Below are 20,629 nucleotides of genomic sequence, written 5' to 3'. Positions count from 1 at the left end.
CTGGCTAACTGCCCGGTAGCATGAAATAATTAGCGCAGACAATTTAGCAGGAGTTAACAATGTTTGCAGGTTTACCTTCACTCAGTCATGAGCAGCAGCAAAAAGCGGTAGAGCGTATTCAGGAGCTGATGTCGCAGGGGATGAGCAGCGGACAAGCCATTGCTCTGGTTGCTGAAGAGTTACGCGCCAGTCATACCGGCGAGCGGATCGTGGCGCGTTTTGAAGATGAAGACGAATAACGCCGCTTAAACTGCAGCGATTATCTTAATCTCAACTTTGTATTTCGGGTTCATCAATCCGGCCTGAACGGTACAACGTACCGGCGCGTGGCCAGCAACGACCCACGCGTCCCAGGCTTTGTTCATGGCGGCAAAATCGTTTTTGTCTGCCAAAAACAGGGTGGCATCAAGAATACGTGACTTGTTGCTGCCTTGTTTTTCCAGCACCGCATCAATTTGCGCCAGCGTATTTGCCGTCTGCTCAAAGGCGTCTGCATCCAGATTTTCCGGCACGCCGGTGTAATACAGCGTGTTGTTGTGGATTACCACGTCGGACCAACGCGCTTCGGCATCAATGCGCACAATCGTCATAAATCATTCCTCGTTTACGTTTTTTCATAATAGCTTTGGGTTGCGCCAAGACTGCCATAATGTTGTGCCCACGTCACCTCTTCAACTGGCGAAAGACCCGCTGGCCTGACATAATCCCTGTTCAAATGAACAGGGGGCAGTGTGACGGACGATTTTGCAGCAGACGGTCAGTTGGCTAAAGCGATACCGGGTTTTAAACCGCGAGAACCACAGCGGCAGATGGCCATCGCCGTCAGTCATGCCATCGAAAAATCACAACCGCTGGTGGTAGAAGCCGGAACCGGAACGGGTAAAACCTACGCTTATCTTGCCCCAGCGCTGCGTGTCGGAAAGAAGGTCATTGTCTCCACGGGCTCGAAGGCGTTGCAGGATCAGCTATACAGCCGCGACCTCCCGACCGTCGCGAAAGCACTGAAGTTCACCGGTAAACTGGCGCTGCTGAAAGGGCGTTCAAACTATCTGTGCCTTGAGCGTCTCGAACAGCAGGCGCTGGCGGGTGGCGACTTGCCGGTACAAACGTTAAGCGACGTCATTCTGCTGCGCTCCTGGTCAAATCAAACCCTTGATGGGGACATCAGCACCTGCGTCAGCGTGGCGGAAGACTCTCAGGCCTGGCCGCTGGTGACCAGCACTAATGACAACTGTCTGGGTAGCGACTGCCCGCTGTATAAAGAGTGTTTTGTCGTTAAAGCGCGTAAAAAAGCGATGGATGCGGATGTTGTCGTGGTTAACCATCATCTGTTTCTCGCCGATATGGTGGTAAAAGAGAGCGGGTTTGGCGAACTGATCCCGGAAGCTGATGTGATGATCTTCGATGAAGCGCATCAGTTACCGGATATCGCCAGCCAGTACTTTGGTCAATCGCTCTCCAGTCGCCAGCTGTTAGACCTGGCGAAAGACATCACCATTGCCTATCGCACCGAGCTGAAAGACACTCAGCAGTTGCAAAAGTGCGCCGATCGCCTTGCACAAAGCGCTCAGGACTTCCGCTTGCAGCTTGGTGAGCCGGGCTATCGCGGAAACCTGCGGGAACTGCTGGCCGACCAGCGCGTACAGCGCGCGTTTTTGCTGCTCGATGACACGCTGGAGCTGTGTTATGACGTGGCGAAGCTGTCTCTCGGACGTTCGGCATTGCTGGATGCCGCGTTTGAGCGCGCCACGCTTTATCGTGCGCGTCTGAAGCGCCTGAAAGAGATCAACCAGCCAGGCTTCAGCTACTGGTATGAATGCACCTCCCGCCATTTCACCCTCGCGCTGACGCCGCTTACGGTGGCGGATAAATTCAAAGAAGTGATGGAACAAAAGCCGGGCTGCTGGATTTTTACTTCCGCGACGCTGTCGGTAAACGATGACCTTCATCATTTCACTGCACGACTGGGTATTGAAGATGCCGAGTCGATGCTGCTGCCAAGCCCATTTGATTACACGCGCCAGGCGCTGCTGTGCGTACCGCGTAATCTCCCGCAAACCAACCAGCCGGGGGCTGCGCGTCAGCTGGCATCCATGCTGCGACCTATTATCGAAGCGAACAACGGTCGCTGTTTTATGCTGTGCACTTCGCACGCGATGATGCGCGATCTGGCGGAACAATTCCGCGCTACTATGACGCTTCCCGTACTGCTGCAGGGCGAAACCAGCAAAGGACAACTGCTACAGCAGTTTGTCAGCGCAGGTAATGCGCTACTGGTTGCCACCAGCAGCTTCTGGGAAGGCGTGGACGTGCGCGGTGATACCCTGTCGCTGGTAATAATCGATAAACTGCCGTTTACCTCGCCGGACGACCCGCTGTTAAAAGCCCGAATGGAGGATTGTCGACTGCGCGGCGGCGATCCGTTTGAAGACGTCCAGTTGCCGGATGCGGTAATCACCCTGAAGCAGGGGGTAGGGCGTCTGATACGTGATGCTGACGATCGCGGCGTGCTGGTGATTTGCGACAATCGTCTGGTTATGCGGCCATACGGCGCCACCTTCCTGGCGAGTCTTCCTCCTGCGCCGCGGACGCGTGACATCGCTCGCGCGGTTCGCTTTCTTGCCATACCAACGACTGAGTAATTTGTTACGGAGTGTGGTAAGATGCGCGCCAAATTTATTGATCTGATCACAAACACCCATGCGAATTCTGGCTATCGATACCGCCACAGAGGCGTGCTCTGTTGCCCTGTGGAATGACGGTACTATCAAGGCTCACTTTGAGCTTTGCCCACGAGAACACACCCAACGAATTTTACCGATGGTTCAGGAAATCCTGGCCGCTGGCGATCTCACGTTAACCGATATCGACGCCCTGGCGTTTGGTCGCGGTCCCGGCAGTTTCACCGGCGTGCGTATCGGTATTGGCATTGCTCAGGGGCTGGCGTTAGGCGCAAACTTACCGATGATCGGCGTCTCCACCCTGGCTACCATGGCGCAGGGCGCCTGGCGTAAGTCGGGCGCGACTCGCGTGCTGGCGGCGATTGACGCGCGAATGGGCGAAGTCTACTGGGCCGAATACCAGCGTGATGACAACGGTAACTGGCACGGTGAAGAAACCGAAGCGGTGTTAACCCCCGAGCAGGTACATGAGCGTTTATTGCAGCTGTCTGGCGACTGGGTGACGGTCGGGACGGGCTGGCCGGCATGGCCTGAGCTTGGTAAAGACAGCGGGCTGACGCTCAGCGATGGTGACGTGCTGCTTCCAGCGGCTGAAGACATGCTGCCCGTCGCCACGCAAATGCTGGCTGCGGGTGAGACCGTAGCGGTCGAACACGCTGAACCGGTTTATTTACGTAACACCGTGGCGTGGAAGAAACTTCCCGGTAAAGAATGAATCTTAGTAGTAGAACCCCGGCTAAGACGTACAGTCGTCAGTGCACAGCATTGTGAACAGGCCGGGGCAGAAGCTAAGAAAAGGGAGTCACAATATGGCGGTGCAAAAGCAGTTATTGAAAGGTGTGTTGGCGGGGGCCTTAGCGTTAATGCTTAGCGGCTGCGTCACCATCCCGGATGCGATTAAAGGTTCGAGCCCGATGCCGCAGCAGGATCTGGTGCGGGTGATGAATGCGCCGCAGCTGTATGTCGGACAGGAAGCGCGTTTCGGCGGCAAAGTGGTGGATATTCAGAACCAGCAGGGAAAATCCCGTCTGGAAATTGCCACCGTTCCGCTCGATAGCGGTGCACGCCCCGTGCTGGGTGAAGCCTCTCGTGGGCGGATATATGCTGATGTAAATGGCTTCCTTGACCCGGTGGACTTTCGCGGGCAACTGGTCACCGTCGTCGGCCCGATAAGCGGTACAGTGGACGGAAAAATCGGTAATACGCCGTATAAATTCATGCTGATGCAGGTAACTGGTTATAAACGCTGGCATATTACTCAGCAGATTGTCATGCCGCCTCAGCCTATCGACCCCTGGTTCTACGGTGCGCGTGGCTGGCCTTACGGTGGCTACGGCGGATGGGGCTGGTACAATCCCGGCCCGGCACAGGTTCAGACCATAGTAACAGAGTAACTCTTTGTTTTAATGGTAAAAGAAACAGCGGCTCGTCCGCTGTTTCTGCATTAACGTGGATATAAGAAAAATAAATAGTGACGTGCTTCGCAACCTTGTCGTTGTGTAATAAACAAACTGGTACGCTGAGTTAATATTATGTTAACAGTTTGTTTATTGCCTGGGGTTGTGATGACGACGAATACGCATTTTAGAGGTGATGTATTGAAAAAGGTTTGGCTTAACCGTTATCCCGCTGGTGTTCCTGCGGAGATCAATCCTGACCGTTATCAATCCCTGGTGGAACTCTTTGAACACTCAGTAAGACGGTATGCCGATCAGCCCGCGTTTGTAAACATGGGGGAGGTGATGACCTTCCGCAAGCTTGAAGAGCGTAGCCGTGCGTTTGCCGCTTATTTGCAACAGGGGCTCGGGCTGAAAAAGGGCGATCGCGTCGCGCTGATGATGCCGAATCTGCTGCAATATCCGGTCGCACTGTTTGGGATTTTACGTGCCGGCATGATCGTCGTGAACGTGAACCCGTTGTATACGCCTCGCGAGCTGGAACATCAGCTCAACGACAGCGGCGCGTCGGCGATTGTCATCGTATCTAACTTTGCTCATACGCTGGAAAAGGTGGTCGACAAAACGTCGGTGCAACACGTGATCCTGACGCGTATGGGCGATCAGCTGTCTACCGCCAAAGGAACGCTGGTTAACTTTGTCGTGAAGTACATCAAGCGCCTGGTGCCAAAGTATCACCTGCCGGATGCCATCTCATTTCGCAGTGCGCTGCAAAACGGCTATCGTATGCAGTATGTGAAGCCCGAAGTGGTGTCGGAAGATTTGGCGTTTCTGCAATATACCGGCGGGACAACCGGCGTGGCGAAAGGCGCGATGCTTACACACCGCAACATGCTGGCTAACCTTGAGCAGGTTCATGCTACCTACGGTCCGTTGCTGCATCCGGGTAAAGAATTAGTGGTGACGGCGTTACCGCTGTATCACATTTTTGCGCTAACGATGAACTGTCTGCTGTTTATTGAGCTAGGCGGTCAAAACCTGCTGATTACTAACCCGCGTGATATTCCGGGGCTGGTAAAAGAGCTGGCGAAGTATCCGTTTACCGCGATGACCGGCGTCAATACGCTGTTTAACGCGCTGCTGAATAACAAAGAGTTCCAGCAACTGGACTTCTCGTCACTGCATCTCTCGGCAGGTGGCGGAATGCCGGTTCAACAAGCGGTAGCTGAGCGCTGGGTGAAGCTGACGGGGCAGTATCTGCTGGAAGGCTATGGTCTGACGGAGTGCGCCCCGCTGGTGAGTGTTAACCCTCACGATATTGACTACCACAGCGGAAGTATCGGTTTACCGGTTCCCTCCACTGAGGTCAAGCTGGTGGACGACGACGACAACGAAGTGCCGCCGGGAGAACCGGGTGAGCTGTGTGTGAAAGGTCCACAGGTGATGCTGGGCTACTGGCAGCGACCGGACGCCACTGACGAAATCATCAAAGACGGCTGGCTGCACACCGGCGATATTGCGGTGATGGATGATGAAGGCTTCCTGCGTATTGTCGATCGTAAGAAGGACATGATCCTGGTATCCGGCTTTAACGTCTATCCGAACGAAATTGAAGACGTGGTTATGCAACACCCTGGCGTGCAGGAAGTGGCTGCGGTTGGGGTTCCGTCCGGCAGCAGTGGTGAAGCGGTGAAAATTTTCGTAGTGAAGAAAGATGCCTCGTTAACCGATGACGCGCTGGTCACTTTCTGTCGTCGTCACCTGACGGGCTATAAAGTACCAAAGCTGGTGGAGTTTCGCGATGAGTTGCCGAAATCTAACGTTGGTAAAATTTTGCGACGAGAATTACGTGACGAAGCGCGTGCCAAAGTGGACAATAAAGGCTGAGCGTTAAGTCAGCCAGTAGAAAACGCCGGGAAATCCGGCGTTTTTTTTGGCGCAAACCTAAGAGAGCACGATTTGAATTATCAAATGATCACCACGGACGACGCGTTGGCCACGCTGTGCGAAGCCGTCCGTGAATTTCCGGCGATAGCCCTGGATACAGAATTTGTTCGCACGCGTACCTATTATCCGCAGTTGGGGCTGATCCAGCTGTTTGATGGCAAACACGTTGCTCTGATTGATCCGCAGGGGATCACCGACTGGTCGCCGCTGCGCGATATTCTGCGTGATACTGCCATCACCAAATTCCTGCATGCAGGTAGCGAAGATCTGGAAGTGTTTCTCAACGCTTTTGGCGAACTGCCGCAGCCGTTGATTGATACACAAATTCTGGCTGCTTTTTGCGGTCGTCCGCTGTCGTGGGGGTTTGCCGCGATGGTGGAAGAGTTTACGGGGGTGGCGCTGGACAAAAGCGAATCCCGCACCGACTGGCTGGCCAGACCGCTGACCGAGCGTCAGTGTGAGTACGCGGCGGCTGATGTCTGGTATCTATTACCGATCACCACAAAACTGATGGTCGAAACTGAAGCCAGCGGCTGGCTGCCAGCCGCACTGGACGAATGTCGCTTAATGCAGCAGCGTCGCCAGGAGGTTCTGGCGCCTGAAGACGCATGGCGCGATATCACTAACGCCTGGCAGTTGCGTACTCGTCAGTTGGCCTGCCTGCAACTGCTTGCCGACTGGCGACTGCGTAAAGCGCGTGAGCGCGATCTGGCGGTGAACTTTGTGGTGCGTGAAGAACACCTGTGGGCGGTCGCTCGTTATATGCCAGGGAGTCTGGGTGAACTGGACAGCCTCGGCCTTTCCGGTAGTGAAATTCGCTTCCACGGCAAAACGCTGATTTCTCTGGTAGAAAAAGCGCAGGCTTTACCGGAAGAATCACTGCCACAGCCGCTGCTGAATTTGATGGATATGCCTGGATACCGCAAAGCGTTTAAAGCTATTAAGACGCTGGTTGCCGAGGTAAGTACTGAGCATAATCTTAGCGTCGAACTGCTGGCTTCACGCCGTCAAATCAACCAGCTACTCAACTGGCACTGGAAATTAAAGCCGCAGCAGACCCTGCCGGAGTTGGTTTCCGGTTGGCGTGGCGAACTGATGTCCGATCGTCTCAACGCGCTGCTGCAGGAATATCCGCAGTAAGTCACCAGGCTCGCCGGGTTGCGCCATTGCTAACCCGGCCTGCGCAACGCTACAAATCAAGCACCAGGCGCTTACCTTTGGCGCGTGAGCAGCAAATAAGCATGCTTTGCTGGCTAGCTTTTTCGTCGTCGCTGAAATACTGATCGCGGTGATCCGCTTCCCCTTCAAGAATCGTCGTTTCACAGGTGCCGCAAACACCTTCCCGGCACAGGCACTCAACGCGCGCGGCTTTGTTATTTTCGATAACCTGCAAAATGGTCATCTCTTCCGGGACCACAAACTCGCGTCCGGAACGCGCCAGAACCAGGGTAAAGGCATCACCGCTTTTATCTTCCAGCGCAAATTGTTCGAAATGTAGCGTATTGCTGTCCAGTCTATGGAGGGAAGCCACTTCTCTGACGGCATCGTTGAGCACTGCTGGCCCGCAGGTGTAAATATGTGTGCCGGGTTCGATATCGGCCAGCAGGCGAGATAAATCAAGGCGTGTCCCTGCGCTTGACAGATGCAGATGAATACGATCGTCGCTGGGGTGTTGCAGAAGTTCGTCATAAAACGCGCAGTTGTCCTGACTTGGAGAGCAATAATGCAGTTGCCATTGCGCCTTAGAGTGTTCCAGTTCCGGGATATGCGATAAAAACGGTGTGATGCCGATACCTCCAGCAATCAACAGATGTTGTTGTGCCTGAGGGGCGAGGGCGAACAGATTGTTTGGTGTGGAGATCGTGAGCGTGTCGCCGGGTTTCACGTTTTGATGCAGATATCGTGAGCCGCCTTTGGATGCTTCCTCCAGTCGTACGGCGATTTGCCAGGCGCTCGTATCAAAGGGGGAACTCATCAGCGAGTAAGCATTGCTGTACAGATTCTCGCCATCGCGCATCTGCACGATAATATGGCTGCCACCCTGAAACGCGGGCAACGGCTCGCCTGATGTCGCCGTTAAAGTAAAGCGTTTTACCTGCGCGGTAATCGTCTCAATCCGGCTGACCCGGACTTCTTGCATTTGATAATCAGACATTGCGGCACTCCCTAAAAAATCTGTCCGGCGCGGCTTAACGATGCGCCGGAACCTGTCGTTACAGCCTCTGGTTATTCCTGAAACACCTGCGCGACCAGATTATGGAAATGGGCAATGCCATGTTCGGAGATACCGCTGCCGCTGGTGTCGGCCATAATGCGGCCCTGACCGCGATACCCGCGCGATTTCAACCCTTTTTGGACGCTTTCAACCAGACGTAAATCTTCAGGGCGGAAGACGTTGCGATACCATTCGATCAGTTGTTTCTGCTCTTCGGTCAGATCTTCGTTGGTGAAGTAGATGTCATAGTTTTGCAGCGTAGTTTCTGCATCCACTGGAAATTCGTAGATAACGGTCATCATGCCTTTGATTGGCGTAACGTTGAGCATGGTGCACGGCCACAGCCAGAAACCGTGGAAGGCGGCATCAACACCTTCTTCGAACTTAAATGACTGCTCTGACGGTTTGGCGAAACCGTATTGTAGCGTCCAGTTGCCGTGCATAGTATGCCAGTAACGATCAACTTGAACCGAGTCGGAAAAACCAGGGTGAGCCGGGCCGCAGTGGTAGCACTCCAGATAGTTATCGACAATATTCTTCCAGTTGGCTGGAGTTCGGGTCGTAAAGCGCGCCGCCAGCTTCAGGTCATGCACATCAGGGCAGGCTTCGATAACTTTGTCTGCAAGACCTGGGAGTTGTTCTTCTACGCTGCCCGCGTTCGGATCCATGTTGATAAACACGAATCCGGCATATTCTTCCAGCCGTACCGGGGTGAGATGTGCTTTCTCACTGTCGAAGTTGGCAACGTTTTCGCAGTTACGTGCATGCGCCAGGTTACCGTCAAGCTTGAATGCCCAGGCGTGGTAAGGGCAGGTAATCACATTTTTCGCTTTCCCTTCGCCGCTCAACAGCTGATGACCACGATGCGGGCAAACGTTGTAGAACGCGCGCAGCACGTTATCGCGACCACGTACCAGCACGATATTCTCGCCAATCACTTCCCGGGTTACATAGTCATTGGGTTTCGCCAGTTCGCTACTGTGGGCGACGCAAATCCAGCTCTTAGCGAACACTTTCTCCTGCTCGTGCTCGAAGGCCTGATGGTCGGTATAGAACCGGGCAGGGATAGTCCAGGCGTCCTGTGGGTTGGCACAGAAATTTTGCGGCAGAATAAACTCAGGGCTCAGATTGCTCATTGGAATACCTTTAATTTGTGAGTAAGAGGATTTTTTACTGGCGCTTAGTTGTCGCCTTTGAGTAATGTCGCGGCCGGTGGTGCGACGGGGACGTCCACTGGCGTTTCGGGGAGATGGCCTTCAATTTGATGTGCAGGAACGTGGGCATAGTCCTGCCGTACCCAACGAAGAAAACCGCCAACCTTCACCAACAGAATGGCGAGGAAGGGAAGTGCGGTCAGAACCACCGTGGTCTTCATGGTTTCCAGGGACGCGCCGGTGAACAAAATCGATAATGGGATCAGGGTGATGACCACGCACCAGAACAGACGTAAGCTACGTTGCGGATCTTCCCCTTCCTGCAGGTTACGCGTGCTGGTGGCCGCCATGGTGTAGGCGACGGCATCCATATGCGAGGCGAGAAAAATAATCATGATCGCCAGATACGCCACCAGGAACAGTTTCCCGGCAGGCAACGACATCAACACTTGCTGTACGGCTGTTTCGCCGCCTAACGTGGCCATAACCTGCGGTACGTCGATCACACCGTTCACAAATTGGTGAATGGAGTAGCTTTCCATCACGCCAAAGAAGAACCAGCAGCCAACGGTACTACCCAGGATTAACGCCCAGATAACCTCTTTGATTTTGCGACCACGGGATACGCGAGTGACAAACATTGCCACGCCAGGGGTGTAGGAGATCCACCACAGCCAATAGAACACCGTCCAGTTGCGGGTGAACTCACCGTTGCCGAGTGGGTCGGTGAACAGACTCATCTGCAAAAAGTTTTGTGTCGTCAGACCGATGGCGTTAATGATGTTGTTGGTGATGAACTCGGTCGGGCCGACAATCAGCACCAGCAGCGGCAGTAAAAACGCCCCCCAGCCGACCATTTTGCTCAGACGTTGCAAGCCGTTGTTGATGCCAATCCAGGAGCTCAGACAGAAAATGCCGCCAGAGAACAGGATAACAAACGCCTGTACTGTGAAGTTATCCGGTAAACCCGTGAGAGCAGATAAACCACGGGTAAAGGTGGCGGCGGTGACAACCAGAGAGATGGTTAACGCGCCAACTGTGGCGATCAGGAACATCAAATCAACCAGCCGGCCCCAGACGCCCTGCGGATGCACGCCGGTGATAGCGGCGATTATTCCGGACAGGCTCAGCCCTTTGTTTTTCCGCACATGAAAGTGGTAGGCCATGGTTAATGAAGCCAGCGTATAGGTCGCCCAGGCGCTGATTCCCCAATGGAAAAAAGAGTAGGGTAAGCTGTATTCCAGCGCTTTTTGCGAGTGCGGAGCGATATTCAGACCTGGGGTCTGGTAATAATAGGCCCACTCAGCAACGCCCCAATAGAGCGTGGAGGAACCTAGTCCGGCACAAATAAACATAAACAGCCAGGACAGCGTGCTGTATTCCGCTTTTCCTTCTCCCAGACGAATGTTGCCGTATTTGCTGGTGGCCAGCCAGACGACCAGACCCATCGCCATCAGAACGAGGATCTGCACGGCGGAACCCAGCATCCGGGTAACGCCGTTAAAAAGGGTATTTGCGACTTGTGCAGACTGCTGAGGGAAGAGACTAAGTGTGGCGGCGATGAAAAGAATAGCCACCAGACTGATGGCTATCAGCGGCATGTCTTTTTTCTTAACGTTGCTCAACATGGGATCTCCTGGGCACAGTTGCCCGCGTATGGCATTAGCCTGTCGTTGTTATCATGCTGTAGGGAATCAGTGATCTTGTATTTAACAATTTTATTATTTGTTCTTTACATGAATTAAACAATTGCTCGATGCGTGAAGCAATAAAACACAGAACGGAAATAATAAAAGGTGAATTGGCGCAGGTTATTGGTGCCATAAAAAGCATAAAAAAGCCGCGTCAGTGACGCGGCTCATATTCCGTGGTTTGACCTCTAACGCAATGCCCGAGAGATGGCCTCGCCAACCTGTTGGGTGGTGGCATTGCCTTTCATATCCGGTGTTTTCGGGCCGCTGGCAATAACCTGCTCAATTGCCGCCAGAATACCGTCGTGGGCGGCTTTATAGTTAGCATCACCGTTGCCAAGGAAGTCGAGCATCATGGCGCCAGCCCAGATAGTCGCTATAGGGTTGGCGATGTTCTTGCCGTAGATATCGGGGGCCGAACCGTGTACTGGCTCGAACAGAGACGGGAAGGTGCGTTCCGGGTTTAAGTTGGCTGAAGGCGCAATGCCAATCGTTCCGGTACAGGCTGGACCGAGATCGGAGAGGATGTCGCCAAACAGGTTGGAGGCAACCACCACGTCAAAACGCTCCGGCTGCATCACAAAGCGGGCGCAGAGTATATCAATATGCTGTTTATCCCAACGGATCTCGGGATAGTGGGCCGCCATTGCTTCCACGCGCTCGTCCCAGTACGGCATGCTGATGGCCAGGCCGTTGGATTTGGTCGCCGAGGTCAGGGTTTTGCGCGGGCGATTTTGTGCCAGCTCGAAAGCGTAACGCAATATACGATCGACGCCGCGACGGGTGAAGACCGACTCCTGGATAACCACTTCGTGTTCTGTACCTTCGCTTACGCGTCCGCCGAGTGAAGAGTATTCTCCCTCGGTGTTCTCGCGCACCACGTAGAAATCGATGTCGCCAGGCTGCTTGCCTGCCAGCGGGCAAGGTACGCCCGGAAACAGGCGTACTGGGCGCAGGTTGACATACTGGTCAAATTCGCGGCGAAACTTAAGCAGCGAGCCCCATAATGAGATGTGGTCCGGCACGGTGTCCGGCCAGCCAACGGCACCAAAATAGATAGCATCGAAGGATTGTAACTGCTCGTGCCAGTCATCCGGCATCATCTTCCCGTGATGGGCGTAGTACTCGCAGCTGGCCCATTCCATTTGCTCAAAGCTGAGTGACAACCCCCAACGCTCGGCGGCTGCCTGCAACACCTGAATGCCTTCAGGCAGGACTTCTTTACCAATGCCATCTCCGGGGATAGCGGCAATACGACAGGTTTTCTTCATAGCAGCTCTCACTTGTACACCATCAAAATTGACTTTCCCCGTATCCTATAATTGACTGATTAATAGTTAATCCCCCTAACTGGTGAAACATAAAACACAGATCATGAATAATCTGCCTCTGCTAAATGATTTACGCGTCTTTATGCTGGTTGCCCGTCGTGCGGGATTTGCCGCCGTTGCCGAAGAGCTGGGCGTATCTCCGGCTTTTATCAGTAAGCGCGTTGCCCTGTTGGAGCAAACGCTGAACGTGGTGCTGTTGCACCGAACAACGCGGCGCGTAACCATCACGGAAGAGGGGGAGCGGATCTACGAATGGGCACAGAGGATCCTGCAGGATGTCGATCAGATGATGGACGAGCTGTCCGATGCCAGGCAGATCCCGCAGGGGATGCTACGAATTATCAGTAGCTTTGGTTTTGGCCGCCGGGTGGTCGCTCCGGCGCTGTCTGCGCTGGCAAAAGAGTACCCGCAGTTAGAACTGAGGTTTGATGTTGAAGACCGTCTGGTAGATATGGTCAATGAGGGCGTCGATCTCGATATTCGTATCGGGGATGATATCGCGCCGAACCTGATTGCCCGCAAGCTGGCGACTAACTATCGTATTCTGTGCGCCTCGCCGGGGTTTGTGGCGCAGCATGGAGTGCCGAAACAACTGAACGATCTTTCTACTTTTCCCTGCCTGGTTATTAAAGAACGCGACCATCCGTTTGGTATCTGGCAAATGCGTAATAAAGAGGGCGCACACTCAATAAAGGTTACGGGGCCGCTGTCGTCTAACCATGGCGAAGTGGTACATCAATGGTGTCTGGATGGGCAGGGAATTGCTTTGCGTTCGTGGTGGGACGTTTGCGACAACATTGCCAGCGGACATCTGGTGCATATATTGCCTGAGTATTATCAACCCGCCAATATATGGGCGGTTTATGTCTCCCGGCTGGCGACGTCGGCAAAAATCCGTATTACGGTTGAGTATTTACGCCGCTATTTTGCCGAAAACTACCCAAAGTTTACTTTGGAATAAATGCTCGATAGGTTAGTCAGAGACAGAAAATAAAAAAGGCAGAATAATCTGCCTTTTTCGTAACCATGATTTAGCGACAAAAGAGCTTATTTAGACTCTTCCGCTTCAGGTAATGTCACGTTAAGTTCGAGGATCGAAATATCGCCGTCTTTTTGTTCAAGTTGTACTGTGACCATTTCGGGATCAATTTGTACATACTTGCAGATAACGTCGAGAATATCCTTGCGCAGCTGCGGTAAATAATGTGGCTCGGCGTCACTACGACGACGTTCCGCAACAATAATCTGCAGTCGCTCTTTAGCGATGTTCGCTGTGCTCTTTTTCCGCGAGAGAAAAAAATCCAGTAATGCCATAACTTATCCTCCGAACAGGCGTTTGAGGAAACCTTTCTTCTCTTCTTCAATGAAGCGGAAAGGACGTTCTTCTCCCAACAGACGGTCTACGGTATCAGCATAGGCTTTACCGGCATCAGCATTGATGTCGAGAATAACCGGCTCACCCTGGTTAGACGCGCGCAGGACCGACTGATCTTCAGGAATCACGCCAACCAGCTTGATTCGCAGAATTTCCAGTACGTCTTCCATGCTCAGCATGTCACCTTTATTTACGCGGCCAGGGTTGTAGCGCGTCAGCAACAAATGCTCTTTAATTGGATCTTCACCGTTTTCCGCGCGACGAGATTTCGACGCCAGAATACCCAGAATACGGTCAGAGTCACGTACAGAGGAGACTTCCGGGTTGGTGGTAATAATCGCTTCATCGGCAAAATACAGGGCCATCAGCGCACCAGTTTCAATACCCGCCGGAGAGTCGCAGACGATGAAGTCGAATTCCATCGTTTTCAGATCGTCCAGAACTTTCGCGACGCCTTCACGCGTCAGCGCGTCTTTATCGCGAGTTTGTGAGGCCGGAAGAATAAAGAGATTTTCGGTACGCTTATCTTTGATTAGCGCCTGATTTAACGACGCATCGCCCTGAATAACGTTGACGAAGTCGTAAACGACGCGGCGTTCACAACCCATAATCAGATCAAGATTACGCAGGCCGATATCAAAATCAATAACGACAGTTTTCTTTCCCTTCTGGGCCAAACCTGTAGCGATGGCCGCGCTGGAGGTGGTTTTGCCAACGCCCCCTTTACCCGAAGTAACAACAATAATGCGTGCCATAGAAATTCCTTGTTAAAAAGGGATCAATTCAACGGTTGAACTGTCAAAGCGTTCTCTGCTAATTGCAGACGTGCCGCTTTGCCATAAAATTCTGCTGGGATTTTATCACTCAGCCAATAAACACCTGCGATAGACACCAGTTCTGCCGTCAGATGGGTACAAAAAATTTGCGCTTCCCGGTCACCGCTTGCGCCTGCCAACGCACGGCCTCTCATCATTCCATAAACATGAATATTGCCATCAGCGATAAGCTCTGCGCCTGCACTGACGTGGCTTGTAACAATCAGATCACATTGTGGTGCATAAATGCGCTGACCGGAACGAACCGGCACATTTATTAATCGTGTTTTTGTGATGGGAGTAACGTTTTGTGGCGGAGCGACGGGAGCCGGGGCCTCAACGGGCGCAGGACGAATAGCTTTTTCTTTACCTTCAGTCAGTAAAGGAAGACCCATTTCGTCGATTTCTGCCTTGAGTCTGGCATCTTTGCATCCGCTAACGCCGATAATGCGCAATCCGGTAGACGCGACAACCTTCTGCAGCGCTGACCAGTTTACCGGGCTTTCAAGACCACTCACGTTAACCACTACGGGAGCATGTTTTAAAAAAGCAGGTGCCTGCGCGATTTTGTCTTCCAACGCCTGACGAATAACCTCGGGTTCTGCTTCATGTAAATGAACCACTGATAAGGTGAAGCTACTGCCTTTAAGCTCGATTGGCGTGTTTGACATCCTGGCCTTACTCAATTTGCTATTTATCATCCCCAGCGCGGGGTGATATTCCGAAGACTATAAGGCATGTTATAGTCAGTATTATATTGAGGCAAGCCACCATTCCGTGAATTCAGAGTAAAAGATATGTTTTGTGTGATCTACCGAAGCAGTAAACGTGACCAGACCTATTTATATGTCGAAAAAAAAGACGATTTCTCGCGAGTTCCTGAAGAACTGATGAAAGGATTTGGTCAGCCGACGCTGGCAATGATGTTGCCGCTTGATGGCCGTAAAAAGCTGGTTAATGCCGATCTGGAAAAAGTAACACAGGCACTCACCGAGCAGGGCTATTATTTACAAATACCACCGCCGCCAGAAGATTTACTTAAACAGCATCTGGCCGCGACGAAACAAAATACACCAGACGATAAACGTTAAACTGCATCCGGCAGCAGCACGCCCCATCGATGCAGTACCTGAAATTGATAACTACGTTAGGGGAAAGTAATGTATCAACATCATAACTGGCATGGTGCTCTGCTGGATTATCCGGTGAGTAAGGTGGTTTGCGTAGGGAGTAACTATGCCAACCATATTAAAGAGATGGGTGGAACGCCTCCGGAAGAACCGGTGCTGTTTATTAAACCGGAAACCGCGCTGTGCGATTTACGCCAGCCGCTGGTGATCCCATCTGATATGGGTTCGGTTCACCATGAAGTTGAGCTGGCTGTTTTGATTGGCGCGACCCTACGTCAGGCGACTGAAGAACATGTGCGCAAAGCCATTGCGGGCTATGGCGTCGCGTTGGATCTGACCCTGCGTGATATTCAGGGCAAAATGAAGAAGGCGGGGCAACCGTGGGAAAAAGCGAAGGGCTTTGATAACTCTTGCCCGCTGTCAGGGTTTATTCCGGTGGCGGAATTTAATGGTGATCCTCAGGATACGATGCTCGGGTTAACGGTTAACGGTGAGCAGCGCCAGCACGGCACCACGGCGGATATGATCCATCACATCGTTCCTTTGATTGCCTACATGAGTCGTTTCTTTACCCTCAAAGCGGGCGATGTTGTGTTGACGGGGACGCCAGCAGGAGTTGGGCCGTTAAACAGCGGTGATGAGCTGGCTATCAGTTTTCATGGTCAAACGCTGACGACACGCGTGCTGTAATCTCTTCTTGCCGCCTTTTCGGGCGGCAAAACTTGCATCAGCGTGCCAGACTGGTTATAAGGTGCAGCTTTATTGCAATAGCGGATACCCTGATGAGCGACATACCTTTCTGGCAAAGTAAAACCCTGGATGAAATGACCGATGCCGAGTGGGAGTCATTATGTGACGGGTGTGGTCAATGCTGCCTGCATAAGCTGATGGATGAAGACACCGACGAAATCTATTTTACTAACGTCGCGTGTAAGCAGCTCAATATCAAAACCTGTCAGTGCCGTAATTACGAACGCCGATTCGAGTACGAGCCTGACTGTATCAAACTGACGCGCGATAATCTGCCCACCTTTGAATGGCTACCGATGACCTGTGCGTATCGTCTGCTAGCGGAAGGTAAAGGGCTGCCGGAGTGGCATCCACTGCTGACGGGATCAAAAGCGGCGATGCACGGTGAACGTATTTCAGTACGTCATATTGCGGTGAAAGAATCGGAAGTGCGTGACTGGCAGGATCATATTTTGAACAAACCTTCATGGGCGGACTAAACCGCCCATCGATTAGCAGGCGTTAAGGCTTAAGACTTTTTCGCCTGATACATCTCATCGCCATGGTTGTCATCTTCAACCCAGAAATTGATGTTGAATTGGGCGTCGTCGCTTAATTCAACGCGATGCCAGTACTGCGGCGGACTGGTCGCAAACTGACCGGCATTAATCACCACTTTCACTTCAGGCTCTTTTGCGTCTTCATTGGCAAAGCCGTAATACGTTACCGTACCTTCCATCACACAAAGCTGGCCAAAAACGCCTGCTGCAGTGTTATGGTGAGAAAGAAGTGCTGCCGGGACGTTGTCTTTCGTGAAGAAGGGAGTAGAGCGTTTAACTTTCCAGTTTGCCGGGATGCGTAAATGGGACATAAGACATCTCCTTGGTGTGGCATCTATAAGATGTATTTAATATACATCTTATAGATGCCAGCAGGCAATGAATTTAAGGCAAAAAAAACGCTCCCGAAGGAGCGTCTCAGTTAGCGACCGAAGAGGTCACGTTTTTTCGGTTTGAACGGCTGTGCTATCAGTACCAGCACGGCGACCACCAGGTAGGCGGCGAAGATCCCCAACAGCCACTGCGGCATTTCCAGGGTTAAAAAAGACCACTGGCGCTCAGCACAGTCACCGGACGCTAAAAACACCTGTGGCAGCCATTTGTCCAGCGGCAGCCAGCTTGGGAAGCGTGCGGCAAAATCACAGGTCATAAACGGGGATGGGTGCAGCTGAATCATGGTGTGCTCATACGCTAACTGAAGTCCGCGCCAGGCACTGTAAATCCAGATTATCATCGCCACATAGCGCAGCGGTGTTTTTGGTGCGATAGCACCCACCAGCCCTGCACCCATCACGCCAAATAATGCGCTACGTTCGTAAATACACAACACGCAAGGTTTTAGCAGCATGACGTGCTGGAACCACAGCGCGACGAGCTCCAGCGCAAAGGCGGTTAACGCCAACAATAACCATGCTCCACGACCTCGGGAGCACTGGTTTAAAAATCGCAACATAATCATTTCCCTGCAACATGCGTAGAGACCGCAGTTTAAACCAATTCACTTTATGCGCCACTAGCGGGAATTGAAAATTTGCGTAATCGGATATTTATCATGCAAAAAGTCAAACCGGGCAGTGATTTGCCCGGTTAATTGTTATGAAAGTGTAGCTAACCAGCCCGTTTGGGTCATCCACTCGGTCACCGGAACTAGCGTGAACTCGACGCAAAGCAGGCCGACGAGCGTCAGGACGAGAGTATAAGGCAGGGCCATCCACACCATGCGACCATAAGAGAGGCGAATCAACGGCGCCAGTGCAGAGGTCAGCAGGAACAGGAATGCAGCCTGGCCGTTTGGCGTGGCCACCGAAGGCAGATTGGTCCCGGTATTGATCGCCACTGCCAACAGCTCAAATTGGTTAAGGCTGATGGTCCCATGTTCCATCGCGGCTTTGGCTTCATTGATATAAATCGTACCAACAAAAACGTTATCAGAGATCGAAGACAGCAGGCCGTTGAAGAGATAAAACAGCGTCAGTTGTGCATGTTCAGACGACTGCAACACAAACTGAATAATCGGTGAAAAGAGTTGTTGATCGATAATCACCGCGACAATAGAGAAGAACACGGTCAGCAGCGCGGTGAAGGGTAGCGACTCGGTAAAGGCCTTACCTATCGCATGTTCGTCGGTTACGCCGGTCAACGAGGTTGCCAGAATGATGACCGACAAACCGATCAATCCGACTTCTGCCAGATGCATGGCCAAAGCAACGACCAGCCAGACGCCAATAATCGCCTGGACAATCAGTTTGATTTTGTCCTGGCGGGTACGTTGTTGGCGGCTCTGATCGTCAAACTGTTGCAGGACATCACGGACGGTCTCCGGCAGCGTTTCGCCATAGCCAAACCAGCGCAATTTCTCGACCAGTACACAGGTTAACAGGCCGCAAATCAGTACCGGGACGGTAACTGGCGACATGCGCAGGAAGAAGTCGCCAAAATGCCAGCCAGCCGCTTTGGCGATAATCAGGTTTTGTGGTTCGCCCACCATGGTCATCACGCCGCCTAACGCCGTACCGACCCCCGCGTGCATCATCAGGCTACGCAGAAAACCGCGGAACTGCTCAAGAACGACCTTATTGTGCTGATCGATATGGCTGTCATCGAGCATGTTGTTGTCTTCCGCGCGAGAAGAAGCAACGCGATGGTAGATACCATAAAACCCGACCGCAACGCTGATTACCACGGCAACGACGGTCAACGCATCGAGGAACGCAGAGAGGAAAGCGGCTGCAACACAAAAAGACAGTGACAGCAGCGTCTTGGAGCGAATAGTGAGCAGTAGACGCGTGAAAATGAACAGTAATAACTGCTTCATAAAGTAGATGCCTGCCACCATAAACATCAGCAGCAATAACACCTCAAGGTTTGCGGCAACCTCTTCACGCACATGCGTGGCGCTGGTCATACCAATAATGACAGCTTCGATAGCCAACAGCCCGCCTGGCAGCAGTGGGTAGCATTTTAACGCCATCGCCAGCGTGAAAATGAACTCGGCCACCAGCAACCAGCCGGCGATAAAAGGGTTGATGAAAAAAATAATCGGGTTAACGACTAAGAAGACAAGCAGTGCAAGTTTGTACCAGTCTGGTGATTGACCTAAAAAATTGCGCCACATAGCGCGGCCCCATGATAGCTCCATGGTGATTTCCCTACCTTTAAAAATGAAATCATGTTTTTATGTTTGACCGCAAAGCTTAGCGGGAGGAGGGAGCACAGGCAAGCTATTCACGAGACTGGTAAGGTTGGCTGTGCTGTAGCGTTATTTGGAAAATGAAGCCTTGATCCACTTTTTCTTCATTGCGTCAGCTATCAGCTAAGATACCCATCTGGTATGATGTGTGTAACTATATTTTGCTGTGTAATGGAATTTTTACTATGGTCATTAAGGCGCAAAGCCCGGCTGGGTTCGCGGAAGAGTACATCATTGAAAGTATCTGGAATAACCGCTTCCCACCTGGCACTATTTTGCCCGCTGAACGTGAACTCTCCGAACTTATTGGGGTGACACGTACCACGCTACGCGAAGTATTGCAGCGGTTGGCGCGAGATGGCTGGTTGACCATTCAACACGGCAAGCCGACGAAGGTGAATAACTTCTGGGAAACTTCCGGGCTGAATATTCTTGAAACGCTGGCGCGTCTCGATCACGAGAGTGTCCCGCAGTTGATTGATAATCTGCTGTCCGTGCGTACCAATATTTCGACGATCTTTGTTCGCACTGCGTTTCGCCAGCATCCTGATAAAGCACAGGAGGTTTTGGCGACGGCAAATCAGGTGGCCGACCACGCTGACGCATTTGCCGATCTGGACTATAACATTTTCCGCGGCCTGGCATTTGCCTCCGGCAATCCGATTTACGGTTTGATCCTCAACGGTATGAAAGGATTATATACCCGCATTGGTCGTCATTATTTTGCCAATCCGGAAGCGCGCGCGCTGGCGCTGAGCTTCTACCGTAAACTGTCAGAACTCTGCGAGCAGGGCGCTCATGAGCAAGTGTATGAAACGGTGCGTCGCTATGGTCATGACAGTGGCGAAATTTGGCATCGCATGCAAAAGAGCCTGCCGGGCGATTTGGCGATTCAGGGCCGTTAATTGCTCAAAG

22 protein-coding genes are annotated in these 20,629 nt (G+C 52.4%); 11 read left to right on the top strand and 11 right to left on the bottom strand.

Features of this window, described 5'->3' with window-relative positions:
* Positions 1–59 precede the first annotated feature (59 nt).
* Positions 60–239, top strand: coding sequence for a YoaH family protein (locus C2U43_RS14240; protein WP_003020986.1), 180 nt, complete (start codon positions 60–62; stop codon positions 237–239).
* Between the two features lie 6 nt (positions 240–245).
* Here C2U43_RS14240 and C2U43_RS14235 read toward each other — a convergent pair whose 3' ends face one another.
* Positions 246–590 carry a RidA family protein gene (locus C2U43_RS14235; protein WP_003020984.1) on the bottom strand — a complete coding sequence of 115 codons (345 nt, stop codon included), beginning with the start codon at positions 588–590 and terminating at the stop codon, positions 246–248.
* Positions 591–731: 141 nt separating this feature from the next.
* On the opposite strand from C2U43_RS14235, the gene C2U43_RS14230 reads away from it, so the two are divergent.
* The 5 genes from C2U43_RS14230 to rnd all read left to right on the top strand — a co-directional run bounded on the left by C2U43_RS14230 (position 732) and on the right by rnd (position 7,165).
* Complete coding sequence (locus C2U43_RS14230; RefSeq protein ID WP_103285351.1) at positions 732–2,642, top strand: ATP-dependent DNA helicase; 1,911 nt, start codon at positions 732–734, stop codon at positions 2,640–2,642.
* A gap of 58 nt (positions 2,643–2,700) precedes the next feature.
* Entirely contained in the window at positions 2,701–3,396 is a 696-nt protein-coding gene (tsaB, locus tag C2U43_RS14225; protein WP_032943756.1) for a tRNA (adenosine(37)-N6)-threonylcarbamoyltransferase complex dimerization subunit type 1 TsaB, read from the top strand.
* A gap of 94 nt (positions 3,397–3,490) precedes the next feature.
* Positions 3,491–4,075, top strand: coding sequence for a Slp family lipoprotein (locus C2U43_RS14220; RefSeq protein WP_003020975.1), 585 nt, complete (start codon positions 3,491–3,493; stop codon positions 4,073–4,075).
* Between the two features lie 204 nt (positions 4,076–4,279).
* Positions 4,280–5,965: a long-chain-fatty-acid--CoA ligase FadD gene (gene fadD, locus C2U43_RS14210; protein WP_122984213.1), complete on the top strand. Its 1,686-nt coding sequence runs from the start codon at positions 4,280–4,282 to the stop codon at positions 5,963–5,965.
* 84 nt (positions 5,966–6,049) lie between these two features.
* Positions 6,050–7,165, top strand: coding sequence for a ribonuclease D (gene rnd / locus C2U43_RS14205; protein WP_133158640.1), 1,116 nt, complete (start codon positions 6,050–6,052; stop codon positions 7,163–7,165).
* 49 nt (positions 7,166–7,214) lie between these two features.
* Here rnd and C2U43_RS14200 read toward each other — a convergent pair whose 3' ends face one another.
* From C2U43_RS14200 to C2U43_RS14185, 4 genes are all read right to left on the bottom strand, one after another.
* Positions 7,215–8,180: a PDR/VanB family oxidoreductase gene (locus tag C2U43_RS14200; protein ID WP_103285350.1), complete on the bottom strand. Its 966-nt coding sequence runs from the start codon at positions 8,178–8,180 to the stop codon at positions 7,215–7,217.
* A 71-nt stretch (positions 8,181–8,251) separates the two neighbouring features.
* The gene (gene yeaW / locus C2U43_RS14195; protein WP_048216199.1) at positions 8,252–9,376 is read right to left on the bottom strand and encodes a carnitine monooxygenase, oxygenase subunit YeaW; all 1,125 of its coding nucleotides are present in this window, start codon (positions 9,374–9,376) and stop codon (positions 8,252–8,254) included.
* 44 nt (positions 9,377–9,420) lie between these two features.
* Positions 9,421–11,022 carry a BCCT family transporter gene (locus tag C2U43_RS14190; RefSeq protein ID WP_048216200.1) on the bottom strand — a complete coding sequence of 534 codons (1,602 nt, stop codon included), beginning with the start codon at positions 11,020–11,022 and terminating at the stop codon, positions 9,421–9,423.
* Between the two features lie 251 nt (positions 11,023–11,273).
* Positions 11,274–12,356 (bottom strand): tartrate dehydrogenase, encoded by a 1,083-nt coding sequence (locus C2U43_RS14185; RefSeq protein ID WP_103285349.1) that lies wholly within the window; start codon positions 12,354–12,356, stop codon positions 11,274–11,276.
* Between the two features lie 103 nt (positions 12,357–12,459).
* On the opposite strand from C2U43_RS14185, the gene C2U43_RS14180 reads away from it, so the two are divergent.
* The gene (locus C2U43_RS14180; protein ID WP_103285348.1) at positions 12,460–13,377 is read left to right on the top strand and encodes a LysR family transcriptional regulator; all 918 of its coding nucleotides are present in this window, start codon (positions 12,460–12,462) and stop codon (positions 13,375–13,377) included.
* An 86-nt stretch (positions 13,378–13,463) separates the two neighbouring features.
* Here the strand turns inward: C2U43_RS14180 and minE are convergent, their stop codons facing one another.
* Genes minE through minC form a run of 3 tightly spaced genes read right to left on the bottom strand, consistent with a single transcriptional unit; the run spans position 13,464 to position 15,277 of the window.
* On the bottom strand, positions 13,464–13,730 hold the full coding sequence (gene minE / locus C2U43_RS14175) for a cell division topological specificity factor MinE (RefSeq protein WP_003833739.1): 267 nt from the start codon (positions 13,728–13,730) through the stop codon (positions 13,464–13,466).
* 3 nt (positions 13,731–13,733) lie between these two features.
* Positions 13,734–14,546: a septum site-determining protein MinD gene (minD, locus tag C2U43_RS14170; RefSeq protein ID WP_003020956.1), complete on the bottom strand. Its 813-nt coding sequence runs from the start codon at positions 14,544–14,546 to the stop codon at positions 13,734–13,736.
* 23 nt (positions 14,547–14,569) lie between these two features.
* Positions 14,570–15,277, bottom strand: a complete 708-nt coding sequence (gene minC / locus C2U43_RS14165; RefSeq protein WP_003833736.1) for a septum site-determining protein MinC — start codon at positions 15,275–15,277, stop codon at positions 14,570–14,572.
* 126 nt (positions 15,278–15,403) lie between these two features.
* On the opposite strand from minC, the gene C2U43_RS14160 reads away from it, so the two are divergent.
* The 3 genes from C2U43_RS14160 (at position 15,404) to C2U43_RS14150 (ending at position 16,965) form a co-directional block, all read left to right on the top strand.
* Positions 15,404–15,697, top strand: a complete 294-nt coding sequence (locus C2U43_RS14160) for a YcgL domain-containing protein (RefSeq protein WP_103285347.1) — start codon at positions 15,404–15,406, stop codon at positions 15,695–15,697.
* 69 nt (positions 15,698–15,766) lie between these two features.
* On the top strand, positions 15,767–16,426 hold the full coding sequence (locus C2U43_RS14155) for a fumarylacetoacetate hydrolase family protein (protein ID WP_057066794.1): 660 nt from the start codon (positions 15,767–15,769) through the stop codon (positions 16,424–16,426).
* A 92-nt stretch (positions 16,427–16,518) separates the two neighbouring features.
* Entirely contained in the window at positions 16,519–16,965 is a 447-nt protein-coding gene (locus C2U43_RS14150) for a YcgN family cysteine cluster protein (RefSeq protein ID WP_003020944.1), read from the top strand.
* A gap of 29 nt (positions 16,966–16,994) precedes the next feature.
* On the opposite strand, the gene C2U43_RS14145 is transcribed toward C2U43_RS14150, so the two are convergent.
* The 3 genes from C2U43_RS14145 to nhaB form a co-directional block, all read right to left on the bottom strand.
* Positions 16,995–17,336 (bottom strand): DUF1971 domain-containing protein, encoded by a 342-nt coding sequence (locus tag C2U43_RS14145; protein WP_003020940.1) that lies wholly within the window; start codon positions 17,334–17,336, stop codon positions 16,995–16,997.
* A 110-nt stretch (positions 17,337–17,446) separates the two neighbouring features.
* Positions 17,447–17,977, bottom strand: a complete 531-nt coding sequence (dsbB, locus tag C2U43_RS14140) for a disulfide bond formation protein DsbB (protein ID WP_103285346.1) — start codon at positions 17,975–17,977, stop codon at positions 17,447–17,449.
* A 141-nt stretch (positions 17,978–18,118) separates the two neighbouring features.
* Positions 18,119–19,663 (bottom strand): Na(+)/H(+) antiporter NhaB, encoded by a 1,545-nt coding sequence (nhaB, locus tag C2U43_RS14135; RefSeq protein ID WP_103285345.1) that lies wholly within the window; start codon positions 19,661–19,663, stop codon positions 18,119–18,121.
* A gap of 236 nt (positions 19,664–19,899) precedes the next feature.
* Between nhaB and fadR the strand changes: the two genes are divergently transcribed.
* Positions 19,900–20,619, top strand: a complete 720-nt coding sequence (gene fadR, locus C2U43_RS14130) for a fatty acid metabolism transcriptional regulator FadR (RefSeq protein ID WP_003833559.1) — start codon at positions 19,900–19,902, stop codon at positions 20,617–20,619.
* The last annotated feature ends 10 nt before the right edge of the window (positions 20,620–20,629 follow it).

It is taken from the genome of Citrobacter freundii complex sp. CFNIH9 (genome assembly GCF_002903305.1).
GTDB lineage: Bacteria > Pseudomonadota > Gammaproteobacteria > Enterobacterales > Enterobacteriaceae > Citrobacter > Citrobacter portucalensis.
The sequence above is the reverse complement of the archived record's forward strand: the minus strand, read 5'-3'. Positions and strand labels throughout refer to the sequence as shown.

Excerpts from the sequence above, each read along its gene's own strand:
- C2U43_RS14240 (WP_003020986.1), top strand. The coding sequence starts at position 60 with ATGTTTGCAGGTTTACCTTCACTCAGTCATGAGCAGCAGCAAAAAGCG.
- C2U43_RS14235 (WP_003020984.1), bottom strand. The coding sequence starts at position 590 with ATGACGATTGTGCGCATTGATGCCGAAGCGCGTTGGTCCGACGTGGTA.
- tsaB (WP_032943756.1), top strand. The coding sequence starts at position 2,701 with ATGCGAATTCTGGCTATCGATACCGCCACAGAGGCGTGCTCTGTTGCC.
- C2U43_RS14220 (WP_003020975.1), top strand. The coding sequence starts at position 3,491 with ATGGCGGTGCAAAAGCAGTTATTGAAAGGTGTGTTGGCGGGGGCCTTA.
- rnd (WP_133158640.1), top strand. The coding sequence starts at position 6,050 with ATGATCACCACGGACGACGCGTTGGCCACGCTGTGCGAAGCCGTCCGT.
- C2U43_RS14200 (WP_103285350.1), bottom strand. The coding sequence starts at position 8,180 with ATGTCTGATTATCAAATGCAAGAAGTCCGGGTCAGCCGGATTGAGACG.
- yeaW (WP_048216199.1), bottom strand. The coding sequence starts at position 9,376 with ATGAGCAATCTGAGCCCTGAGTTTATTCTGCCGCAAAATTTCTGTGCC.
- C2U43_RS14190 (WP_048216200.1), bottom strand. The coding sequence starts at position 11,022 with ATGTTGAGCAACGTTAAGAAAAAAGACATGCCGCTGATAGCCATCAGT.
- C2U43_RS14185 (WP_103285349.1), bottom strand. The coding sequence starts at position 12,356 with ATGAAGAAAACCTGTCGTATTGCCGCTATCCCCGGAGATGGCATTGGT.
- C2U43_RS14180 (WP_103285348.1), top strand. The coding sequence starts at position 12,460 with ATGAATAATCTGCCTCTGCTAAATGATTTACGCGTCTTTATGCTGGTT.
- minE (WP_003833739.1), bottom strand. The coding sequence starts at position 13,730 with ATGGCATTACTGGATTTTTTTCTCTCGCGGAAAAAGAGCACAGCGAAC.
- minD (WP_003020956.1), bottom strand. The coding sequence starts at position 14,546 with ATGGCACGCATTATTGTTGTTACTTCGGGTAAAGGGGGCGTTGGCAAA.
- minC (WP_003833736.1), bottom strand. The coding sequence starts at position 15,277 with ATGTCAAACACGCCAATCGAGCTTAAAGGCAGTAGCTTCACCTTATCA.
- C2U43_RS14160 (WP_103285347.1), top strand. The coding sequence starts at position 15,404 with ATGTTTTGTGTGATCTACCGAAGCAGTAAACGTGACCAGACCTATTTA.
- C2U43_RS14155 (WP_057066794.1), top strand. The coding sequence starts at position 15,767 with ATGTATCAACATCATAACTGGCATGGTGCTCTGCTGGATTATCCGGTG.
- C2U43_RS14150 (WP_003020944.1), top strand. The coding sequence starts at position 16,519 with ATGAGCGACATACCTTTCTGGCAAAGTAAAACCCTGGATGAAATGACC.
- C2U43_RS14145 (WP_003020940.1), bottom strand. The coding sequence starts at position 17,336 with ATGTCCCATTTACGCATCCCGGCAAACTGGAAAGTTAAACGCTCTACT.
- dsbB (WP_103285346.1), bottom strand. The coding sequence starts at position 17,977 with ATGTTGCGATTTTTAAACCAGTGCTCCCGAGGTCGTGGAGCATGGTTA.
- nhaB (WP_103285345.1), bottom strand. The coding sequence starts at position 19,663 with ATGGAGCTATCATGGGGCCGCGCTATGTGGCGCAATTTTTTAGGTCAA.
- fadR (WP_003833559.1), top strand. The coding sequence starts at position 19,900 with ATGGTCATTAAGGCGCAAAGCCCGGCTGGGTTCGCGGAAGAGTACATC.